Annotated in this window: 20 protein-coding genes, 1 tRNA gene and 1 other annotated feature; of the genes, 15 read left to right on the top strand and 6 right to left on the bottom strand. The window is 34.0% G+C overall.

Annotated features, from left to right (window positions below; translation table 11 throughout):
* Nucleotides 1-174: 174 nt before the first annotated feature.
* Nucleotides 175-1,182 (bottom strand): UDP-glucose 4-epimerase GalE, encoded by a 1,008-nt coding sequence (galE, locus tag OXU93_RS08615; protein ID WP_267383790.1) that lies wholly within the window; start codon nucleotides 1,180-1,182, stop codon nucleotides 175-177.
* Between the two features lie 610 nt (nucleotides 1,183-1,792).
* Here galE and OXU93_RS08610 point away from each other — a divergent pair.
* The 11 genes from OXU93_RS08610 to OXU93_RS08560 all read left to right on the top strand — a co-directional run bounded on the left by OXU93_RS08610 (nucleotide 1,793) and on the right by OXU93_RS08560 (nucleotide 10,583).
* Entirely contained in the window at nucleotides 1,793-3,514 is a 1,722-nt protein-coding gene (locus OXU93_RS08610) for a SulP family inorganic anion transporter (RefSeq protein WP_267383789.1), read from the top strand.
* A gap of 156 nt (nucleotides 3,515-3,670) precedes the next feature.
* A complete protein-coding gene (locus OXU93_RS08605; RefSeq protein WP_267383788.1) occupies nucleotides 3,671-4,114 on the top strand; it encodes a phosphate-starvation-inducible PsiE family protein in 444 nt (147 codons plus the stop codon).
* Between the two features lie 952 nt (nucleotides 4,115-5,066).
* A complete protein-coding gene (gene rplS / locus OXU93_RS08600) occupies nucleotides 5,067-5,429 on the top strand; it encodes a 50S ribosomal protein L19 (RefSeq protein ID WP_267383787.1) in 363 nt (120 codons plus the stop codon).
* A gap of 104 nt (nucleotides 5,430-5,533) precedes the next feature.
* Nucleotides 5,534-5,606 (top strand) — tRNA-Trp (locus tag OXU93_RS08595).
* 90 nt (nucleotides 5,607-5,696) lie between these two features.
* Nucleotides 5,697-5,918 carry a preprotein translocase subunit SecE gene (gene secE / locus OXU93_RS08590; RefSeq protein WP_267383784.1) on the top strand — a complete coding sequence of 74 codons (222 nt, stop codon included), beginning with the start codon at nucleotides 5,697-5,699 and terminating at the stop codon, nucleotides 5,916-5,918.
* Nucleotides 5,918-6,535 carry a transcription termination/antitermination protein NusG gene (gene nusG / locus OXU93_RS08585; protein ID WP_267383783.1) on the top strand — a complete coding sequence of 206 codons (618 nt, stop codon included), beginning with the start codon at nucleotides 5,918-5,920 and terminating at the stop codon, nucleotides 6,533-6,535. The genes secE and nusG overlap by 1 nt, the downstream gene beginning before the upstream one ends.
* 2 nt (nucleotides 6,536-6,537) lie before the next feature.
* The gene (gene rplK, locus OXU93_RS08580; RefSeq protein ID WP_267383782.1) at nucleotides 6,538-6,963 is read left to right on the top strand and encodes a 50S ribosomal protein L11; all 426 of its coding nucleotides are present in this window, start codon (nucleotides 6,538-6,540) and stop codon (nucleotides 6,961-6,963) included.
* A 74-nt stretch (nucleotides 6,964-7,037) separates the two neighbouring features.
* A complete protein-coding gene (gene rplA, locus OXU93_RS08575; protein ID WP_267383781.1) occupies nucleotides 7,038-7,754 on the top strand; it encodes a 50S ribosomal protein L1 in 717 nt (238 codons plus the stop codon).
* A 54-nt stretch (nucleotides 7,755-7,808) separates the two neighbouring features.
* Nucleotides 7,809-7,979: a sequence feature (ribosomal protein L10 leader region), on the top strand.
* A 40-nt stretch (nucleotides 7,980-8,019) separates the two neighbouring features.
* Entirely contained in the window at nucleotides 8,020-8,589 is a 570-nt protein-coding gene (gene rplJ, locus OXU93_RS08570) for a 50S ribosomal protein L10 (RefSeq protein ID WP_267383780.1), read from the top strand.
* Nucleotides 8,590-8,660: 71 nt separating this feature from the next.
* Nucleotides 8,661-9,062, top strand: coding sequence for a 50S ribosomal protein L7/L12 (gene rplL / locus OXU93_RS08565; protein WP_267383779.1), 402 nt, complete (start codon nucleotides 8,661-8,663; stop codon nucleotides 9,060-9,062).
* Between the two features lie 1,182 nt (nucleotides 9,063-10,244).
* Entirely contained in the window at nucleotides 10,245-10,583 is a 339-nt protein-coding gene (locus OXU93_RS08560; protein ID WP_267383778.1) for a hypothetical protein, read from the top strand.
* Nucleotides 10,584-10,634: 51 nt separating this feature from the next.
* Here the strand turns inward: OXU93_RS08560 and OXU93_RS08555 are convergent, their stop codons facing one another.
* Complete coding sequence (locus tag OXU93_RS08555) at nucleotides 10,635-12,107, bottom strand: M16 family metallopeptidase (RefSeq protein WP_267383777.1); 1,473 nt, start codon at nucleotides 12,105-12,107, stop codon at nucleotides 10,635-10,637.
* Between the two features lie 933 nt (nucleotides 12,108-13,040).
* The gene (locus tag OXU93_RS08550) at nucleotides 13,041-13,664 is read right to left on the bottom strand and encodes a DUF938 domain-containing protein (protein WP_267383776.1); all 624 of its coding nucleotides are present in this window, start codon (nucleotides 13,662-13,664) and stop codon (nucleotides 13,041-13,043) included.
* A 97-nt stretch (nucleotides 13,665-13,761) separates the two neighbouring features.
* On the opposite strand from OXU93_RS08550, the gene OXU93_RS08545 reads away from it, so the two are divergent.
* The 4 genes from OXU93_RS08545 to folE all read left to right on the top strand — a co-directional run bounded on the left by OXU93_RS08545 (nucleotide 13,762) and on the right by folE (nucleotide 18,492).
* The gene (locus tag OXU93_RS08545) at nucleotides 13,762-14,211 is read left to right on the top strand and encodes a hypothetical protein (RefSeq protein ID WP_267383775.1); all 450 of its coding nucleotides are present in this window, start codon (nucleotides 13,762-13,764) and stop codon (nucleotides 14,209-14,211) included.
* 1,468 nt (nucleotides 14,212-15,679) lie between these two features.
* Nucleotides 15,680-16,654 (top strand): acetyl-CoA carboxylase carboxyl transferase subunit alpha, encoded by a 975-nt coding sequence (gene accA / locus OXU93_RS08540; protein WP_267383774.1) that lies wholly within the window; start codon nucleotides 15,680-15,682, stop codon nucleotides 16,652-16,654.
* Between the two features lie 359 nt (nucleotides 16,655-17,013).
* Nucleotides 17,014-17,742, top strand: coding sequence for an SDR family oxidoreductase (locus tag OXU93_RS08535; RefSeq protein WP_267383773.1), 729 nt, complete (start codon nucleotides 17,014-17,016; stop codon nucleotides 17,740-17,742).
* Between the two features lie 27 nt (nucleotides 17,743-17,769).
* Nucleotides 17,770-18,492 carry a GTP cyclohydrolase I FolE gene (folE, locus tag OXU93_RS08530; RefSeq protein ID WP_267383772.1) on the top strand — a complete coding sequence of 241 codons (723 nt, stop codon included), beginning with the start codon at nucleotides 17,770-17,772 and terminating at the stop codon, nucleotides 18,490-18,492.
* Nucleotides 18,493-18,595: 103 nt separating this feature from the next.
* Here the strand turns inward: folE and OXU93_RS08525 are convergent, their stop codons facing one another.
* The 3 genes from OXU93_RS08525 to malQ form a co-directional block, all read right to left on the bottom strand.
* Entirely contained in the window at nucleotides 18,596-18,838 is a 243-nt protein-coding gene (locus OXU93_RS08525) for a hypothetical protein (protein WP_267383771.1), read from the bottom strand.
* A gap of 84 nt (nucleotides 18,839-18,922) precedes the next feature.
* Nucleotides 18,923-19,504, bottom strand: a complete 582-nt coding sequence (gene rdgB / locus OXU93_RS08520; protein ID WP_267383770.1) for an RdgB/HAM1 family non-canonical purine NTP pyrophosphatase — start codon at nucleotides 19,502-19,504, stop codon at nucleotides 18,923-18,925.
* 605 nt (nucleotides 19,505-20,109) lie between these two features.
* Complete coding sequence (gene malQ / locus OXU93_RS08515) at nucleotides 20,110-21,636, bottom strand: 4-alpha-glucanotransferase (RefSeq protein WP_267384873.1); 1,527 nt, start codon at nucleotides 21,634-21,636, stop codon at nucleotides 20,110-20,112.
* Between the last annotated feature and the right edge of the window lie 375 nt (nucleotides 21,637-22,011).

Below are 22,011 nucleotides of genomic sequence, written 5' to 3'. Positions count from 1 at the left end.
TTGCTGATTCAGCAACTTTATATTTAAAATAGTTTAACTAACTAGCTTATATGACAGAAAAAGTAACTGTATTTTGTACTTATTTAAGTTGCCATCAATAGTTATTACTAATAAATATAAAATACTCACAAATTGGTCAACGAAAAAAATATCAATCTAGAAATTAAATTTTTCTCATTTATCCATATTTCCATGGCGTTTTTGATGCCAATACCAAGCATGATTAACAATAGTTTCCAAGTCTGAATACTTAGGTTTCCATCCCAGAGTATTTCGGGCCTTTTGACTACTTCCAACTAGGATAGGAGGATCTCCTGGACGGCGATCTCGTTCCTGAACTGGAAAATCTATCTGTGTTACTTTTTTAACAGTTTCAATCACTTCGTGTACGGAAAATCCATTACCATTACCTAAATTAAAAACATCACTTTTTCCTCCATCTAAAAGGTATCCTAATCCTAGGACATGAGCTGAGGCAAGATCATCAACATGAATATAATCCCTAATTGCTGTTCCATCTGGGGTATCATAATCTACGCCAAAAATAGATAAGGATTTCTGTATTTTCAAGGCTGTTAATAAAGCTAAAGGGATTAAGTGAGTCTCAGGATGATGATCTTCTCCCAGCCTCCCCTGAGGATTAGCTCCTGACGCATTAAAATAACGGAAAGCGACATATCGTAAGTTATAGGCTTTATCAAAGTCTTGCAAGATTCGTTCTATCATCGCTTTGCTGACTGCATAAGGACTTAAAGGATCTTGGGGATAGTTCTCCATCATAGGGATTTGCTGAGATATTCCATATATGGCGCAAGTAGAAGAAAAGACAAATTTTTTTACGTTAGCAGCTATCATGGCTTCTAATAAAGTCAAGGTACCAACCACATTATTCCTATAATAGCGGTCAGGATTAGTCACTGATTCCCCGACGGCAACATAGGCAGCAAAGTGCATAACTGCTGCGATATCGTGGCGAGCAAAAATTTCATCTAGTATGAGACGATCATTCGTGTCTCCCACAATCAATTCAACTTGTAGGACATCCTTAACCAGATCAGGGTGCCCTTCACTAAGATTATCCAAGATAATTACGTTGTACCCCGACTCTTGGAGAGCAAGTACGGCGTGGGAACCGATATACCCTGCTCCTCCTGTCACTAAAATAGTAGATTTTGTGTCCATGAAATTTCCTTAAAACTAGATGCTCAATAGGATAAAAGACATAATAGAGAAAATTTCTATCTTTTCAATGCTTTTATCTCTTAGTTTAAGATAAAGTATCAAGTTGATTAAGAAAAGCAACTATGAAAAGTATTAAATCAAATATAATTTATTTTAAAAATGTTTTAATTATAAAAAATCTACGTAAAAAACTTTATTGATTGATTTTTTGTGCAAAAACAAAGTTTGGACTAGTATAGGAACTATTTCTGTTAATTACTCATGTCTTCAATATTTTTTATGTTCTTGTATATGTTCAGTAATATCCTTAAATAATAATAATTGTTGTCCAACTTATAAAGGTAAGATTATCTGTATAGGTGGTATTTAAATCTTCGTAACTTTTAGTTTGATAATATTTAAGCACTTATCGATTAACGGTACAGAATCTGAATAGTTCTATAGAAAAAAACTATTTTGGCAATAAATGAGTAAATTGTCAGAACTGTTCTAGTATTTAAGCAAAAGTTGAATAAAAATCTAAAAAGACTCGTACAAAAATGCCTAAAATAATTTAAAGGATTTAAGCAAGATAATTAAACAGAAAAATATAATTGACCTTCAACAACATATGCAGATCACTAATCGTATTCATTTTAGAAATTTACAGGGCGATATCTTTGGCGGAGTTACCGCAGCTGTGATTGCCTTGCCTATGGCCTTGGCTTTTGGAATGGCTTCAGGGACAGGAGTGATCGCCGGACTATGGGGAGCAGTATTAGTCGGTTTTTGTGCTGCTTTATTTGGCGGAACACCCACGTTAATTTCTGAACCTACGGGCCCGATGACAGTAGTGATGACAGCTGTTGTAACAAAAATGATTGCGTACAATCCAGACAATGGTCTAGCCATGGCTTTTACTACGGTTATGCTAGCAGGTATTTTTCAAATCATCTTCGGTTTGTTGAAGTTGGGCAAGTACGTCACTCTTATGCCCTACACGGTAGTTTCAGGATTTATGTCAGGGGTTGGACTAATCCTCATTATTCTTCAGTTAGGACCGTTTCTGGGACATGCAAATCCTAAAGGAGGAGTTGTTGAAATTTTAAAGGCACTACCTCACTCTATCACCACACTAAGTCCGTCTGAAACAGCGTTAGGATTGTTGACGATGGCCATTCTTTACTTGATGCCTCCTAAAATTAAAAAGCTTGTTCCACCCCAATTAATTGCCCTCATTGTGGGAACTTTGATCACAATTTTCTTTTTATCAGAAGTAGATATCCGTATCATTGGTGAAATTCCCAAGGGACTTCCCCAGTTACATTTTCCTATCTTTTCTCTCGATCAACTCAATGAGATGTTGGTGGATGGTCTTGTTTTAGGAATGCTTGGTTGTATTGATGCTTTATTAACCTCTGTCATTGCCGATAGTTTAACTCAAACTCACCATGACTCTAATAAAGAACTAATTGGTCAAGGAATTGGAAATCTAGTTTCTGGTTTGTGTGGAGGACTTCCTGGGGCAGGAGCTACCATGGGAACGGTAATTAATATCCAAGCTGGAGGACGTACTGCCTTATCTGGATTAAGTAGGGCTCTGATTTTATTGATTGTAGTACTTTGGGCTGCTCCTTTAACTAAAAATATTCCCTTAGCGGTTTTAGCTGGTATTGTTCTAAAGGTAGGGATTGATATCATTGATTGGAAATTCTTAAAACGCGCTCACAGACTTTCAATAAAAGCAGCAGCTATTATGTATGGAGTAATGCTACTGACTGTGTTTTATGACTTAATTACAGCAGTTGGTATTGGAGTATGTATAGCCAATATTCTAACTATCCAACGTCTAGCAGATATTCAATCCAATTTGGTTAAAACAATTGATACACCGGATGATGACACTCTATTATGTGGTATGAGCAAGTATCTTATGGAAGAAGCCAACAGAAGAGTTATGCTCTTAGATTTGAGCGGTCCTATGAGTTTTGGGGCAGCAAAAGCAATCACTCAACGGCAGGCAATTCTAGATAATTATGATGCTCTGATTATTGATTTAAACGGAGTCCCACTGTTAGGAGTAACAGCAACTTTAGCTATTGAAAAAATGGTTGATGAAGCCGCAAAGAAATCAATAGAAATTTATATTGTTGGGGCAAATATTAAAATCAAAGAACGGTTACAACAATTTGATATTTTTAAACGTATTTCTCTACAAAATAGGTTTGATAATCGGGTAGATGCTTTGCGTCTCGCAGTTACTAAACTTAAAGAAAAAAATCTAATTAACAAACAGATAGATGCAAGTGAAGTCAATCTTTCTTCTCATAAATCCATTAAGCAAGATTTATGAAAATATATAGAATAAGACATTAAATTAATTATAAAAACTATTATTATATTTAGATATAAAGACAAAGAATATATTATCAAAAATAGTAGCAATAAATGCTACTATTTTTGATAGGTTTTAAAATTCAATAACTGTTAATAAATAAACTATTTTTAAATGATAAAATCAATTATAAAAATATTTAAAGACGAGAATTTCCTGAGATTTATCCACGTTGTTGAGAATCTTCTTTCTAAAGTATTATCTTTAGCCTTAATTTTTGTTATCTTTATTTCTCTTTCTGAACTTGTTTTAATTCTTTCAAAAGATCTATTTACAAAAGAGCCTATCGGCTTTTTTGGTCCAACTATTATTGAGATTTTTGGTCTATTTCTGAATATTTTAATTGCACTAGAGCTCTTAGAGAATATTACTGCTTATCTAAAAAAACATATTGTTCAAGTAGAATTAGTAGTTGTGACTGCCTTAATTGCTGTTGCTAGAAAGATAATAATTTTTAATCCAGTTAAATATCAAAAGTCAGATTTATTTGCTTTAGCTGCAGCAAGTTTAGCTCTTTCCATTAGTTATTGGTTGATTAGAAAAGTTAATCATAAATAAAATTAGTTATGTTCAGCATTATTTATAAATAAATGAAAGTAAAAAAAATACTATAATTGTAATATTTTAAATAGTCTCCATATACTCTTTAACTAGATAATAATCATTATAATAGATAGATGATATTTATGATGAATACCCCGAGATCAATCAAAGTTAGCTTTCTAAACTTTCTAATAAGCTACTAAAAATAGTCTCTCAGTCAAGATACAAAAAGAAAACATCTAGGAGATTAAAAATAGTTTAAATTAGTTATAAATAACGAATATAGTGTTCTAACAGTCATTTATATAATAATGAAAAGTACTTAGCTGACGAAATTACATAGTAATATCGCTTCATCGATTAATGCCGGAATAGTTTATAAAAAAGTGTGTCAAACTACTTTGGTTAATAAAGTTTATCAATTATTTTGGTAGTTGACAGTTAGAAGTGATTTCTTTGGAGAAATAAAAAAAGAAACAACTTGTTTGGTATCACAGAAATTAGTGGACAACCAGAATCGGGTCTATTCCAGCAATCGCCTATAAATCATATTGATTTATAGGCGATTGCTCACAGAAAATATCTGTTGATTGACCAGTTATTTTATTTTAAGAAACTCTTTTGTCCTAACCCCTCTTATTTGTCACCTAATTTAATCGGTAAACTTCCACTATTCTTAGCTGTTAACAGCTAAGAAAGACGACAAAACAGGGATAAATTGGTAAAACACTTTATTTCTTACGTTTTTATTTAAATTCACTTTATTTTGATAAACTTTGTGGTGAACAAATATGATTATCCATTAATAACTAATGACAAACAAAGTAAGAATTTATAAAAGAACATTTTTTAGTCAAGATGATATAGGAACCATCTAGTGTAAATTTTTTACCTAATTTTACGAAAGTATAGATCTAATTGCAGAAAAGTGAGGTATAATGATGAATTGTGAGTTTTTGCAAAAGTCATGAACGCCCAAGAAATTATCAAGTCAATTGAAGCCGAACATCTTAAGTCAGATTTACCCACTATTCATGTGGGAGATACCATTCGTGTCGGAGTTCGCATTAGAGAAGGAGGGAAGGAAAGGACCCAGCCCTATGAGGGGACAGTAATTGCCATGCGTAATGGTGGAGTTAATGAAACCGTTACTGTCCGCAAAATTTTCCAAGGCGTGGGGGTTGAACGGGTTTTTTTATTACACTCTCCTAGAGTGGCTGATATCAAAATTATACGCAGAGGAAAAGTGCGTCGTGCTAAGCTATACTACCTGCGTGCTCGTGTCGGTAAAGCAACTCGTATTCGTCAACGTTTTGATCGCCCTTTATAAAACTTTCCAATAACAGTGCGCACAAAAAAAGCGTGAAATGTAACTAAATTGCGCTATGATTGAGAGGCGGTAAAAGAGTAACTATCAGTTACTGCTCAGGCTGTGCGCTCTTAGTTCAGTTGGTAGAACGCAGGTCTCCAAAACCTGATGTCGGGGGTTCGAGTCCTCCAGGGCGTGTTTTTGTACGAATATAATAGGCTATCTATTTATTCGGAATAACAGCAAAAACTGATGATAGGTAACTTTTATGGGCAAATATAGGTAACTATGACTAAAATTGATCATATAAAGCCAAAAACCAACAATGACGAAACAAAAAAATCTAATTTTGTTGGGGATACTCAAGACGAATTGACCAAAATTGTTTGGCCTTCTAAACAGCAATTACTTAGTGAATCAGCGGCAGTTATCCTGATGGTCAGTTTAGTGGCTACGGTTATCTATCTCGTCGATAATCTTTTCAGTTGGGGAGCAGGGAAGGTATTCTAATGAGTTTTGCCCAAGATCACTCACCGGAAATAGAACAACTCGAAGACAAAAGAAAAGCGGCTCGTTGGTATGCTGTTCAAGTCGCGTCCGGCTGTGAAAAGCGGGTCAAAGCGAACTTAGAACAACGGATTCATACCCTTGATGTAGCTGATAGAATCTTGCGGATCCAAATCCCCAAAACTCCTACGGTTAAAGTTCGTAAAGATGGTTCTCGTCACCATGGAGAAGAAAAAGTCTTCCCTGGATATGTGTTGGTGAGAATGATCATGGACGATGATGCTTGGTTAGTTGTCAAAAATACCCCTAATGTGATCAACTTTGTGGGGTCAGAACAACGCCGTAGTGTGGGTAGAGGAAGAGGACACGTTAAACCAGTCCCCCTAAGTCCAGGGGAAGTGGAACGGATCTTTAAGCAGGTAGAAGTCCAAGAGCCTGTCGTCAAAATCGATACGGAAGTAGGAGATAAAATAATTGTTCTCTCAGGACCGTTTAAAGATTTTGAAGGAGAAGTAGTGGAAGTAAGTCCCGAACGTAGTAAAGTTAAAGCCTTACTTTCCATCTTTGGACGAGACACCCCAGTTGAACTGGAATTTAACCAAATAGAGAAACAAAATTAGCGATGGCCAAGAAAGTTGTTGCAATGATTAAACTAGCCCTTCCTGCAGGAAAGGCTAATCCCGCTCCTCCCGTAGGACCTGCATTAGGTCAGCACGGGGTGAACATAATGGCATTTTGCAAAGAATATAATAGCAAAACTGCTGATCAAGCCGGAATGGTAATTCCGGTTGAAATTTCCGTCTACGAAGATCGTAGTTTTACTTTTGTCCTGAAAACGCCTCCTGCTTCAGTATTAATTCGTAAAGCTGCCGGAATTCAAAAAGGTTCGAGCCAACCTAATAACGAAAAAGTAGGTAGCATTACTCGTGATCAACTGCGAGAAATTGCTCAAACTAAAATGCCTGACCTTAATGCTAATGATATCGAAGCGGCAATGAACATTGTTGAAGGAACTGCTCGTAATATGGGGGTTACTATAAATAATTAACGGATATCTGATAAATAAAAACTAACTTAGGGGAGAAGTATTGCTTCGCTATTAACCCAAAGAGGAAATTATTCATGGCAAAAAAATTCTCAAAACGCTTTAAAAAAGCATTAGCTGAGGTCGATCAAAATAAACTGTATGGGTCTTTAGAGGCTTTACAACTGCTCAAAAAAACGGCGACAGCTAAATTTAATGAATCTGCAGAAGCTCACATTCGTTTAGGTATTGACCCTAAGTATGCTGACCAGCAATTGCGGACTACGGTTTCTTTACCTAAGGGAACCGGTCAGGAAGTTCGCGTTGCTGTCATTGCTAGAGGGGAGAAAGTTCAAGAAGCTAGCAATGCGGGAGCGGATATTTATGGTTCAGAAGAATTGATTGAAGAAATTCAAAAAGGAATGATGGACTTCGAGGTTTTGATTTCCACTCCTGATATGATGCCAAAAGTTGCGAAATTAGGACGTGTGCTTGGTCCTCGCGGTTTGATGCCTTCTCCTAAAGGGGGAACCGTGACGACTGATTTGGAAAGTGCAATTGTTGCATTTAAGGCAGGAAAATTAGAATTCCGGGCTGACAGAACAGGGATTGTTCATGTTATGTTTGGTAAGGCGTCTTTTACTCCTGAGGATTTGCTAGCTAATCTTAAAGCCTTACAAGAAACCATTGATCGTCAGCGTCCTTCCGGTGCTAAAGGACGTTACTGGCGCAGTATTTTTGTTTCGGCTTCTATGGGGCCATCTATTGGCGTTGATATTAGTGAATTAAGGGATCTAAAATTGGCTGATGTTTAAGATTGTTGTACTTGAGGGATAACTATTAGTTAAAAAGTGACCTACTATAACTAAATGCTTGTTTGGCTTATGCCGCAGACAGCAGGAGCATGTGCTTAATATCCTGCCGAGGTTGAGGCCTGAAGACGGTTAAGCAGTTAAGATTTAAAGGATTAATTCCCCTTTTTGTCTTTTTCTTATCCGACCTCAGCCCCGGCAATGCGCTAGGGGTTTCTTTTTTGGCTGATTAGTTAACGTTCTTAAACTTAAGGAGGTAAAAACATCAATGGGAAGGACCTATAAAAACAAAGGAACAGTTATCACAGATCTCAAGGGACACTTAGGTGAAGCTCAACTTGCTTTTGTAATTGATTATCAGGGGTTGACAGTTGCCGATATTACTGACCTACGTTGCCGATTGCGTCCAACAGGATCAGTATGTAAGGTGACAAAAAATACCCTGATGCGGATTGCAGTTGAAGAAAACGAAACCTGGAAACCAATAACAGAGTTTCTCAAAGGTTCATCAGCTTTTATCCTCGTTAAGGATGATGTTGGGGGCGCAATTAGGGCTTATCAGAGCTTCAAAAAAGATACCAAAAAAACCGAATTTCGCGGTGGTGTCATGCAAGGCCAAGCCCTAGATGAAAGTCAAGTGAAGGCTATTGCTGACTTACCCTCAAAAGAGGAATTAATGGGTCAACTCGCCGGAACTATTAATTTACTGGCCACCAAACTGGCTGTTGGTATCAAAGAAGTGCCTTCCTCTGTAGGACGAGGCATAAACGAAGTACCGAGTTCTTTGGGTCGCGTTATTAACGCAATAGCCAACAAAAAAGAGGGCGATGTGGCTTAAGCATCTACCTCTATTTGAACTAAATGTTTGTCTAATTGTCTACTTTTTATTTACTTTCAAGGAGTTAAATTATGTCTGCTACAACTGATGAAATTCTCGAAAAACTAAAATCTTTGACTTTATTAGAAGCATCAGAATTAGTAAAACAGATTGAGGAAGCCTTTGATGTTAGTGCTGCTGCTCCTGCAGGCGGTGGTATGATGATGATGGCTCCTGGAGCGGCGGCTCCTGGGGCGGCGGCTGAACCTGAAGAAGAAAAGACTGAATTTGATGTAATTCTCGAAGAAGTCCCCAGTGATAAAAAAATCGCTATCCTTAAGGTAGTTCGTGCTATTACTGGTTTAGGACTCAAGGAAGCCAAGGATATGGTGGAATCTGCTCCTAAAACCATTAAGGAAGCGACTGGGAAGGATGATGCGGAAGAAACCAAGAAAAAACTCGAGGAAGCTGGTGCTAAGGTCAGTGTGAAATAACATCTCTGACAAATCTTTGAGTATAGTAGGGGTTAACAGTTGTTAACCCCTACTTGTTGTTTTAAAATTTAAATTTTATGGGCTTGGAAAAAATACTAATCTTAGCAAGTGGGTAATAGTATTTTTTTATATTTTTTTAATTAATGTTGCTTATTGCTTTAATAATATATTACTTTTATTCGGTCAAAGCTCTAGTTAGGAGATTAGATTATAATTGTTAATGTATGGAAGATTTAAAGACTTTATCTTTAAATTTAAAATAAAATATAAATGTAATTGATATATAAATAAATTAAAAGTAAAGAATATAAGATAAAAGTATTTAAATAATCACAAAAAGTATGACTGAACTAAAATAGAAGCAGTTTTTCAGGAAAAATTAAAATTCACGTATAAACAAAACTCATAATATAATTAAAATATAAAAAATAAATGTCTAATCTTAGTAGATTCAATAAAAATAATTAGTTTATAAATTATAGAAATAAAAAATAAATAGTAAAGTAGTTATAATTTTTAGAAAGTAAGTTTTAAGCAAGAAATTTAGTTAATTTTTAACTCTAAAAATTCCTAAGTCAAATCAATATTTACCCTGGTTTATTATGTAATGATATTTTAATATCATTACATAATAATTGGGACAAGAGAAAATAGCTTTAAGCTACTTAAATACAAAAAAATGTTTTTTATATTATGATTGATCTGCATAATTTAGATACGATAGTTTATCGACAAAGCTAATAATAGTAATCGCTATAATTACTATTATTAGATATATCTAGTTAGTGAGCATAATAAAACTCTATTTTTTAAGTTTACTTAAAAAATAAAATACTAATATTTATCTGCCTTAAATTATTAATTTTAACAATAAAATGGGTCTACGTGTAAATTTTTTAATCTATTTTTATGCGTTCATCATATTATGACTTAATTTTGAATAGAAACTGTAGATAAAATTATATAAAATGTGTTTTTACTATAATTTATAGACAATTATATCGGAATAAAAATTAATAATTTTACCTAATAACTATAAAATATATTATGTTATACTTATTAAGTAATTGAATTAACATTAAAGATATTGAGTTAACAGTATTTTTTAAAAAAATCTAAAATCAGGAATCTATTAACTCTCCCTTTCATAAACTTATAATTAATGACTAAATAGAGTATAGAATGCCTTTTAAATTTAAACAAAAACAGTATCAAAACTTTAAACTAATTGATTGGATTATTGGAGTAATAATTTTCACAATTATTATTGTTATTGCTCTCTCAAATCTGTTAGAGACTAAAGAAAGCCGTCAAATCAGAAAACCAGCTATCAGAAATCTAAGAACTTTTTCCCATGGTAGTAAGTTAGACGCTTTGGAGTGTGAAGGACGAGATAAAGATAAAAATGGGTTAGTTTTATGTAAGGCAACAAATAGACAAGGACAAACTGTGATTCTTCAATGTGGTTATGACCAAAGACACCAATATTGCACAATCCAGGCAGTAGGGGATGGGGAATAGAAAATTAGTTTATGTTTCAGTACTTAGTTTATTCCCCTAAATCCCAAATGTTTAACTTTGATTTTCTTTAGGGATAGTAATATCAATGGTAGTGACGGTTTTCTCTAAATGAGAAAGAGAAGGTTCAATAGCTTCTTCATTACCAACTACTAAAATAGCCATTTTGTCAGGAATCAGGTATTTTCTAGCGACTTGTTGAACATCTTTAGTAGTAGTAGCTTTGACTCCCTGTTGATAGCTGAAAATAAAGTCTTTGGGGTAACCATAATATTCATAGGTCATAAGGCGAGACAAGACTTGACTGGGGTTCTCAAACTTAAAAACAAAAGAATTGAGAATAGATTCTTTAGCCTTAGAAAGTTCCTCCTCGGTAATGGGTGTTGTCCGTATCTTTTCAATTTCTTGCATGAAAGAGTCTATGAAAGAAACTGTTGTCTTAGAACTAGTTTGTCCTCCTCCATAAAACATCCCTGGATAGTCATAGGCAGCACTCCAATAGCCATAGACTGAGTAGGCAAGTCCTTGCCGTGATCGTAATTCATTAAATAATCTTCCTCCAAATCCATTAACTACACCATTTAAGACACTTAATGTTGGATAATCGGAACTATCAAATTGTCCTCCTAAATGTCCTATCAGGACACTACTTTGAGTCAACTGAGATTGATTTACCAAAAAAAGCCCTTGAGTACATTCCTGTCGAGCAGACGGGATAACAATATCTGGTTTAGAAGTTAATGACTTCCAGTCTCCAAAAGCTTCATTAATCAAACTTTTCATAAGTTTGGAGTCAAAATCTCCTACAATTCCTAAGATTATTCCGTCGGGACGCACATAGTTCTGATAAAAAGTGATGATATCCTCACGGGAGATATTATTAATAGTGCTATATTCTTTTGTTCGCGCGTAAGGACTAGTCTCACCATAAACTAACTTACGAAATTCTCTACTGGCAATATCTTTCGGGTTATCATTGCGTCGTGCAATTACTCCTCTATATTGAGTCTTGACTAATTCCAGTTGTTCCGAAGTAAAAGCTGGCTCACGAATTATCTCTTTAAATAAGCTAAAGACAGTTTCGATGTCTTCAGTCAAAGCATTAAAACTTACTTTTCCTGATGCAGTATTAATAATGGCTTCTACTTGAGCAGCCCGTTTTTCGAGAAGTTCGTTTAATTCTCCGGGGGGATGATCTTTAGTTCCTCCTGCTCTCATTAACATTCCGGTCATTTCTGCTAATCCTATTTTATCTGATGATTCCAGTCGTGAGCCGGTACGAATGATAGCGGTTCCATTTATTAGTGGCAACTTATGATCCTCCATCAAATAAACTATCATTCCATTGTCAAGTTCATAGCGTTCATAATCAGGAATAGTAATTTCAGAAAGAGGAGGAAATTTCAGTTCAGTAAAGTGTTTTGGAGTTTGGGCAATTGCCGGGTCCCGTAGGATTAATACCGAGACCATGGTAATAAAAATTAAGCTAAGCCAGCGAAGGTGTTTTAGTAGTTTGTTCTGGGTCATAGTATAGATTAAGTGATGTTAATCTTTTTTATTGTGATACATTAAGGCATCAATCTGTTGTGTCCAATGTTCCTATCTTTTCACTCATATGATAATAACTATGTCAAACTTTTTAAACAAAATTTAACGTAAACATATTAAATATTAATTGAATCAGTTAAACTGGAGAGGATTATCTATAAGTTTTTTTTATTTTATGTAATTATTTAAAATAAATCCAAAAATAAAAACCCATACAACAACTACAACTATATTTATATGTTACTATTAAAGATTTATATAGTTTAAATTTAGAGTTGTAAATATTTTTAGACAACTGAAATCAAGACAAGAACATTAAGATAATGCAAGCTTACATTTAGTATTTTTATAGGTAAAATTATAACAATAGACAAAAAACTAATAAAATTCATAAATAGAGCAAAAAACAAGATTGTATCTCACATTATTATTAATAATTTAGAATGTATAGGTAGTTTAGTTAAAAGACATTAAAGCTTTAGATAAATAAGTAGCATAAAATAAAGTCTTTATCTAACCAATTAGATTTAAAATTCTAAACTAAGACTTGATTTATATTAAGTAGAAAGCACCATACAAAAAACACTACTATAAACTTGTGTAGTAATTGATAGTTTAGTTATTGATTAAGTATTAAAAGTGAGAGAACTAATGAAAATTTATAAAAAAGTAGTTATATTTTTAGCTTTTTTGATTACTCTTTATTTGATCGCTTTTTTAGCGTAAATTTTTTCAGTTCAGCTCATTAATATATAACAATTTTTGCTTAAATCAATAAAAAAATAGAAATATTAAAGATATATAAATATTTTTGTTAAAAATATTTATATTGATTACTATAATCCAATATTATTTTTCTTCTACTATACTGGATAATCTTATAATATTCTGTAGCAATATTATAATGAAAAGTTAATTTTTTTCAAAAATGACAGACAGGTTATTTGCTGGCATATTAACTGTTTGCATAAACTTGAATCCTTGCTGTTGAGAAATTTCAATAACATCCTCAAGATGACGAACTCCCCAAGCTTGATTTTGAGCGCAAAGATATTCATCAAATAACTGATTACTAGTAGCTGTATGTTTTCCTCCTTGTTTGTAGGGTCCATAGAGATAAAGAATTCCTCCTGAGGTTAATAAACTACCCGCTCCTTTAACTAACCCTAAACAAGCTTCCCAAGGACTAATATGAATCATATTGATATTGACAATTGCTATAAGCTCTATATTTTTTAATTTCTTAGTCCAAGAAGAATTAAGAACATTTATATTTATAGGGGACTGACAATTGGAAGAAGGACAGAACTTTTGCCATGCTTCAATACTTTTCTTCCGCATTTCATCAGGTTCTGAAGGTATCCATTGATAGTTTTTTAGTTTTGAAGCGAAATAAACAGCATGTTCTCCTGTGCCACTAGCAATTTCTAAAATATTTCCTTTAGGAGGTAAAATACTTGTCAAAATCTTAAAAATAGAATCACGATTTCTCTGCGTTGCAGGAGCATATTGTCTTAAATCATTTTCCGAAGTCATAATAATTCACTTAAATTAAATAGATGCTTAATGTCTAGTAAGAAGAATAACATTAAAATAGTTACAAGCAGAATATTGATGAGAGGAAATAAATGAAATGAGTCAGCAAACAATAGCACTAATACTTGGTGGAGTATTACCTGCATTAATGTTCGGTATTTCCAATATTTTTACTAAGGTTAGTAACTCTGGTGGTATGTCGACAAGTGCCTATGTAACAATTGTCGGAATAGCAGTAACTCTAGTAGGGATAATTAGTAACTTTACAGTAGGACAAAATTTTACAGCTGACCCTAGATCTATTCTTTCTTCTTTGTGTGTTGGAGTCACATGGGCATTGGGACAATTAATGATTGCCTTAGCTCTTCAGAAGTTTCCGATCCCCCTTTCAGTTATATCTCCAATTTACAATTGTAATACTTTAATTGCTGTCTGTATTGCTTTAATTATTTTTAATGAATGGACCCAAGTATCTATGGGATATTTATGTGTTGGAGCTTTTTTAACCACTATTGGTAGTATTTTAGTGGCTCGTTCACTTGTTTAGAGTAATTCAATAAATAAGAACAATACCGATTATGTTAAGCCATGGGCACTAATTGACTTTGACTAGTAAATATTTAAGGTATATAAATAATAATTTTTACGCAAATAACTAATTCAACCAATATTTACAGACTAAATGTATTATTTATATAGAATAAAGAAATAGTTTGTTACTAGTATTGGGTTAAGGGCAGTAAACGTGGCAAACAGATCAATAATGATTTCATTAACTAAGTCCACTTGAATTAAGATAATTTAATACACAATCACTATTTTTTAAAATTTAGTAACTTGTAGTTTAATTATCTGGGCTTAAATAAATCAAGATTTAATTATTTACAATATAAATAATTAACTTGATACTACTAGTACAAATAATTACTTATAATTAATTAACAAGTTAAATTTTTAGCCAATAAATATCAGATTTAATGATAAACTAGTTTTGAACCATAGAAACCATTCTTTAATTTAAATTTTATATATTTTTAAAAAACTATTCTATTTCTTTAGCCTCTTAAAAAGATAGGTAGTTTATTTTTAAATTTAATGTTAGATTGATCTATATTTTTGACCAATCTTAATAATTGTTCTTGATATAAACTTATTATTTTAGCTTTGCTGTTCCAAGTTTACTAACCAATAAGAGCTGTAATTTTTACTAAACTTTCTTGATCTATCAATATTAGATATTTTTATGTATTTTATGCATAAATTATGCTGAATATATTATTTATTTAACATGTATATTTTTAGGACTAAAAAATTACGCCTCTAGTTTAATTTTATTTATTAATCATAATTTTTATTGCTTACTAGAGACATTTATGTATTTTTTAATCTAAGTTATTAGAATTATTTACCTATTTTGTTATCTGTCTTTGCTATGCCATTATTCTTATTATTTAAAGTCTATATCAATGTTACGTATAGTCGATTTTATCATAAAATATGATACTTGAATTTGTTTTTAGCAAACTTTTTAGTAATTAGAATACAAAAAACAATAAACTAATTGATGTGTTTTTTGATACGTAGAGTTGTTTGTATTTTACTTAAAGTCTTGTGATAAATAATTCAATGTATTTAGTAGATAGAATACTTATCATAAATATACCATTGTAAGCTAATATATTCTATGGTTATAAACCTAAATCTTCAATATTGCAGAATACACAAATATAAATTTTTATTAATTACTGCTTATCGATTGATAATTCTCTATGTAGAAAAATAAAAATATTTAGACATATTCATGTATTTCTATGCGCAAAAAAAATCATTCCTTATTATAAATTCTTAATTTATTCTAGATGGGATAGATAAAAAAATAGATGAGCTTCTTTGTTACATCAAGCAATGTCAATTAGCCGTAATAGTTACTAAATTAAGTTAAAATTAATTGTGTCTTATGTTGCTCTCTATTCTTAACCGTTAACTAATATAAACTAAACAGATAGAAACGAACAATGGCAAAAACTGAACGCCGAACCTTTCTTTTAGATTTTGAAAAACCTTTATCAGAATTAGAAGCCCGTATTAGTCAAATTTGGAAACTTGCTGAAGAGAATAATGTTGATGTCTCCGAACAAATTGCTCAACTTGAACGACGAGCCGAGCAATTATGTCAAGAAATTTTTACTACCCTCACCCCATCTCAAAGGCTGCAATTAGCCCGCCATCCCCGCCGTCCTAGTACCCTTGACTATATTCAAGCAATTACTGATGAATGGTTTGAACTGCATGGTGATCGCGGTGGGTATGATGATCCTGCTTTAGTTGGCGGAGTAGCGCGTTTAGGAGGTCGTCCTGTAACCATTTTAGGGGAACAAAAAGGACGAGACACTAAAGATAATGTTGCCCGCAACTTTGGAATGGCTTCCCCTGGAGGTTATCGCAAAGCTATGCGTTTAATGAAACGTGCCAACCAATTTAATCAGCCAATTTTAACTTTTATCGATACTCCTGGAGCTTGGGCAGGAGTAGAAGCCGAAAAGTTAGGACAAGGAGAAGCAATCGCTCACAATTTACGAGAAATGTTCTGCTTAGACGTCCCCATTATTTCTACTGTTATTGGAGAAGGGGGCTCGGGTGGAGCATTAGGTATTGGCGTAGGGGATCGCTTATTAATGCTTGAACATGCTGTCTATATGGTTGCTACGCCAGAGGCCTGTGCTGCTATTCTCTGGAAAGATGCGAAAAAATCTCCTCAGGCGGCCAAAGCTCTAAAAATAACAGCCTTAAATCTTAAAGAATTGGGCATTGTAGATCAGATTGTTCCGGAACCTTCAGGAGCAGCTCACACAAAACCACTGGAAGCTTCCGCTCTACTGAAACAGACTCTTCTAGATACTCTCGATGAACTTTCTTCTATGACAGCTAAAGAGCGACGACAATTACGTTATCAAAAATATCGAAAAATTGGTAAATTTCTTGAGAACTAATAAGATTTTTCTAAAAACAATGTCCTTATTTCAAAAAATGGACAATTATCTATAACTGAAAATTTACATCCTGAAATTTAGGACTCTATGATTCTGAAATGTTATAATTACTCAGGCGATATCTGTAAAAATAGCTAAAGCGAGATGAGCTAGGCTCGTTTTGGTCCAGATGTTGTTGGTTCCTCGGATATCATTATCTCTCGATGTAGAGTCTTATCCCTCAAAGCAATTAATAGGTTTCTTAACGAATCAATTCCTATTGTTCCCTGACTTATCTAAGTTGCTTTGGGCTCTAGCTTGACACAATTTAAATAACGCTCAATCAGAGGACAGTGTAGATACTGAAATAGGAGCCTATCATGAGTTTTTCCTCAAGTAAACTTCGAGCCGTTATCACAGGAGCCAGTAGTGGGATCGGAGAAGCAACCGCTCTGACTTTTGCTAAAGCTGGGATAAATCTTGCCTTAATCAGCCGTCCCTCAGATAAGTTACAAGAAGTTGCTAAAGCAGCCCAAAAGATGGGGGTATTAACTCAAACCTACGGGATTGATTTATGTCAATTGGCTGAGATACCAGCAAAAGTAGAAGGAATTGCTGATAGTTTAGGAGGGATTGATATTATTGTTAATAATGCGGGAATGGGTTACACCAATCTTCTAGCAGATACCTCTTTATCAGACTGGCAAAGAGTGATGGATTTAAACTTGACTAGTGTATTTCAATGTATCAGGGGAGTTTTACCCCAGATGCGTGAGCAGGGTTATGGAACAATTATTAATATATCTTCTATCGCTACTTCTCATGCATTCCCTAAATGGGGCGCTTATAGTGTCAGTAAGGCTGGATTAGCCGCTTTTTCTAAGGTTTTAGCGGCTGAAGAACGAGCCAATGGTATTCGTATCATCACCATCAACCCTGGAGCAGTTAACACCTCTATTTGGGATACAGATACTGTTCAAGCTGATTTGAATCGTTCTACTATGCTCGATCCCTATACTGTCGCTCAAACTATTCTTCAGGCGGCACTCTTGCCAGCAGAAGCTGTTATTGAAGAAATGACCATTGTACCTAGTGCTGGAACTCTGTAAGCTCCGATAAGTGTTTTTACTTTAATCATGACAATAGCGTCTTCTAAAGGATTTAATTCCCTGGATTTTAACGGACTAAATGATCTCAGCCCCAATACGATTGAGTGTGGTTCCAGCCAACCTGATCATAATACCTATAATGAAAAACAAGTACATTTCCATCCAGCTGAGACAACTAATAAGGAAAAAATAATGGCGGCTGTCCGAACTATCTTAGAAGCGCTAGGGGAAGATCCCGATCGAGAGGGATTATTAAAAACTCCTAAACGGGTTGCAGAAGCCATGGCGTTTCTAACTGATGGATATAATCAATCCCTAAACAGTATAGTAAATGATGCTATTTTTGATGAGGGACACAGTGAGATGGTTTTAGTACGAGACATCCATTTCTCTAGTCTCTGTGAACATCATATGCTTCCATTTGTGGGAAAAGTCCACGTTGCATATATTCCTGATCAAAAAGTAGTCGGACTCAGTAAACTAGCTCGGATTGTAGAAATGTATTCCCGCCGTTTACAAGTACAAGAACGCTTAACTCGTCAAATTGCGGAGGCAATCCAAGAAATTCTAGATCCTCAAGGAGTAGCAGTCGTAATGGAAGCAACTCACATGTGTATGGTGATGAGAGGGGTCCAAAAACTAGGTTCTTGGACTTTTACCAGTACGATGCTAGGAGTCTTTCACAGAGAACAGAAAACTCGTGAAGAGTTCCTAAATTCGATTCGCCATCAACCAAATTTTTTTAAGTAGCTAATTTAACAATACTAGTCTTGAGAGTAAACTCCCCTCAATTGAACTAAGGGGAGTTTGCTCTCGTTAGTTTCTTAGATCATGGTCAAGAAGTTAAATAATCTCATTTTTCTTTATCTTCTAATTTCATCATGAATTCGTTTTTTTTGTAAGCCTTAGCAGAAGCTCTTATCCAAATCGTTGCTGCTAACGTGAAAGGGAAAAACATTACTCCAAAGCCAATCACTAAGGGATGTTCTCTGGCAAATGGAATATTTCTTAGGACGACAATGATTCCGCCACAATAAAGTAAGCCTAAAATAGGAAGTCCTAAAACTAATAACGCAAATTTAGTATCTTTGTCCATACTGACAATTATCTAATAAAAAACTAAATGATAAGTCAAATAGAAATTATGACAATTTTCGATAATATTATTTCGGCGACCATCTCAAGGTATAGTTGATACCTCAGATAACTGGGGAAGTAAAGCTTCAAATGCTTGACCTCGATGACTCACTTTATATTTGACATCTGGCGGCATTTGGGCAAAAGTTTGTTTATATTGAGGAACATAAAAAATGGGATCGTAACCAAACCCTTCTGTTCCCCTCGGACTAGTCAGAATTTCTCCGCGACAAATACCCTCACTTTGTAAAGCAATTGAACCATCTCTACGGGCAATCGCAATAGCACACACAAATTGCCCTTGACGCTGTTTTGTATTTCCCAATTCTCTCAATAACCGTTCAATACGCTCTTTATCTGTTAAACCATACCGAGCTGAATATATTCCTGGTGCACCATTTAGAGCATCTACTGCTAATCCTGAATCATCAGCGATCGTCCACTCTCCTAAGGCTTTAGCCACTTGAGAAGCTTTTAAACAAGCATTTTCAACAAATGTAGTGCCTGTTTCTTCAATCTCTAGAGTATCTGGCTTCAATTGTAATTTACAGTCTAATTCAGTTAAATATTGTCGTATTTCTTTAAGTTTACCAGGATTACTTGTGGCAACAATTAGCTTTTTCATTAAAAATGATATGGATTATTAATAACTATTTACTCGTAACTGTTTACTAAGTTTATAGGGAACTATTATCAATAAATTCTCTTCTTTCACTGCAGAGGTTTATTGCTATTGCAAGAACTTCTCTTGTCACCAAGAATTGCTCTATACTTCTGGTGGTTCATTGAAGTAACAAAACTTTGTTTTTATTGAGTTTGCTGTCTTCAACGCCACCAGGGGCTTTTCTTAATGATTCTCGAGTAAAAAACAAGAAAGTATACCCATAATAATCATAAGACATAATACCACAGCTTCATAGCTAAAGTTAGTTCATTATTTTTATGCAAACAGTATAATCTACTCCTAGTTTAGACTGCTGTAAAAACAAGTAACCTAAATCTAAATTGTATTAAATACTATTTATACAGTATGTTTTAAGATAAGTATAAGCACTGTAAGTCAATATACTAAAAAATTATTTGGATCTGTCATGTTATGTGATAAAAAAAATAAACTACTGAATACTGAAAACCTCATAGTTGGTGACTGATATGTCCGCTTAATTCTTAGTTAATAAACAACTTTTAGAATTGATAACTTTAATCTGAATATTTCGATATCCAATTTGTTTAGTAAGTTGTACGTCCATACAATTCTGTTAAGAATCGTAAATGGTTAATTAATTCTGGAGTTAATACTTCGAAAGAATATCTCCATCTCCAGTTACCATCAGCCAGTCCAGGAATATTCATTCTTGCTGTTTCCGTTAAACCAAGCAAATCTTGTAATGGAAAGATTGCTTGATTAGCGATGGACCCCATAGCTAAGCGAATTAAACTCCAGTTAATCCCTTGTGGACAGATACCACCCAAATAGTCTGTAATTCTTACATTATCTTCAAAACTACGTTCTGCAAACCATCCTACTGTCGTGTTGTTGTCATGAGTCCCTGTGTAAACAACACAGTTATGATTAGTGTAGTTGTAAGGAAGGAAAGGATTAGCGCGATCACTGTCAAAAGCAAAATGGAGAAGTTTCATCCCTGGGAGGTTAAATTTATCTCTTAAAGCTTCGACTTCTGGGGTAATAACCCCTAAATCTTCCGCAACAATAGGTAATTCGCCTAATTCGTTCTTAAGATACTGAAAGAATTTTTCTCCCGGAGCCTTTAGCCACTCCCCATTCTCAGCTGTAGTTTCTCCCTGGGGAACTGCCCAATAAGCTTCAAAACCTCGGAAATGGTCAATTCTTACAATATCAAGATACTCCAATGTTCTTTTAAATCGTACAATCCACCATTTAAAGTTGATTTCTTCAAGTTTTTTCCAATTGTATACTGGATTTCCCCACAATTGTCCTGTAGAACTAAAATAATCTGGAGGAACACCAGCCATTAAGGATGCGGCTTGGGTTTCTTTATCTAAACAAAAAAGTTCAGCATTGGACCAAACATCGACGCTATCGTAAGCAACATAGATAGGAATATCTCCAAAAATATGAATACCGCGATCGTTAGCATATTTTTTAACCCTTTGCCACTGACGAAAAAATTCGAACTGAAGGAACTTATAGTAGAAAATTGATCCAGCTAATCTTTCTGTCCAATTCTCTATTGCTTTAGGTTGACGGGTAGCAATATCTTTATCCCAATGTCTCCAAGTCTTTCCTTGGTGGACTTCATGGAGAGACATAAAAAGAGCATAGTTGTCTAACCAATAGGAATGGTGATCACAAAAATTCTCGAAGTTCTGATACAGTTCACTTGAAACATTAGCTTGAAAAGTATTACTTGCTTTTTTTAGAAGAGGAAACTTAGTTTTAATTACAAGATCATAATCAACATAATCACTTAAGAATTTTGGAAAAGAGTCTAAATCTTCTCGAGTAACTAGTGCATCCTCGTACAAAATATCTGGGCTAATCAATAAAGGATTCCCCGCCAACGAAGAATAAGATAAATAAGGAGAGTTACCGTATCCAGTTGGACCTAAAGGAAGAACTTGCCATATGGTTTGACCCGCTTTTTCCAAAAAATCAATGAAACGATAAGCTCCCTCTCCCAAGTCACCAATACCAAAGCGGCTGGGTAGGGATGTTGGATGTAATAAAATACCACTAGCTCTTTGAAAGAATGTCATAAACTGCTGATTTTTTATGCTCTGTTTACACAACAGAGGACTATCGTCTCATAAAATCTCATTTTTGTTATAGTTTATACTATTTATTTTAAAGTTTATTCTACCTAAAAAGTAGAATGAGGGATTGTTATAAACATCTTCAATGCTTTGTTTATTAACACTAATTTTTACTTAATTAAAACTAGATTATGGACCATATATTTATAATATTTTAAGCTTGATTAAGCTATAGAAATAAAGATTATTCTCAATATAATCTCTTATATCGAGAATAATCTATTAAAAAATTTATTTATATAAATACAGAAGTTAAGTTTACAATAGTTAATTTAATTGTACAAATATTTTTTGTTTATATAGTAATTATTCAGACAAAAAAACATTTACTTAGTC

The organism is Cyanobacterium sp. uoEpiScrs1, from assembly GCF_947331815.1.
GTDB lineage: Bacteria > Cyanobacteriota > Cyanobacteriia > Cyanobacteriales > Microcystaceae > Rippkaea.
This window is presented reverse-complemented; position numbering and strand designations above follow the sequence as displayed.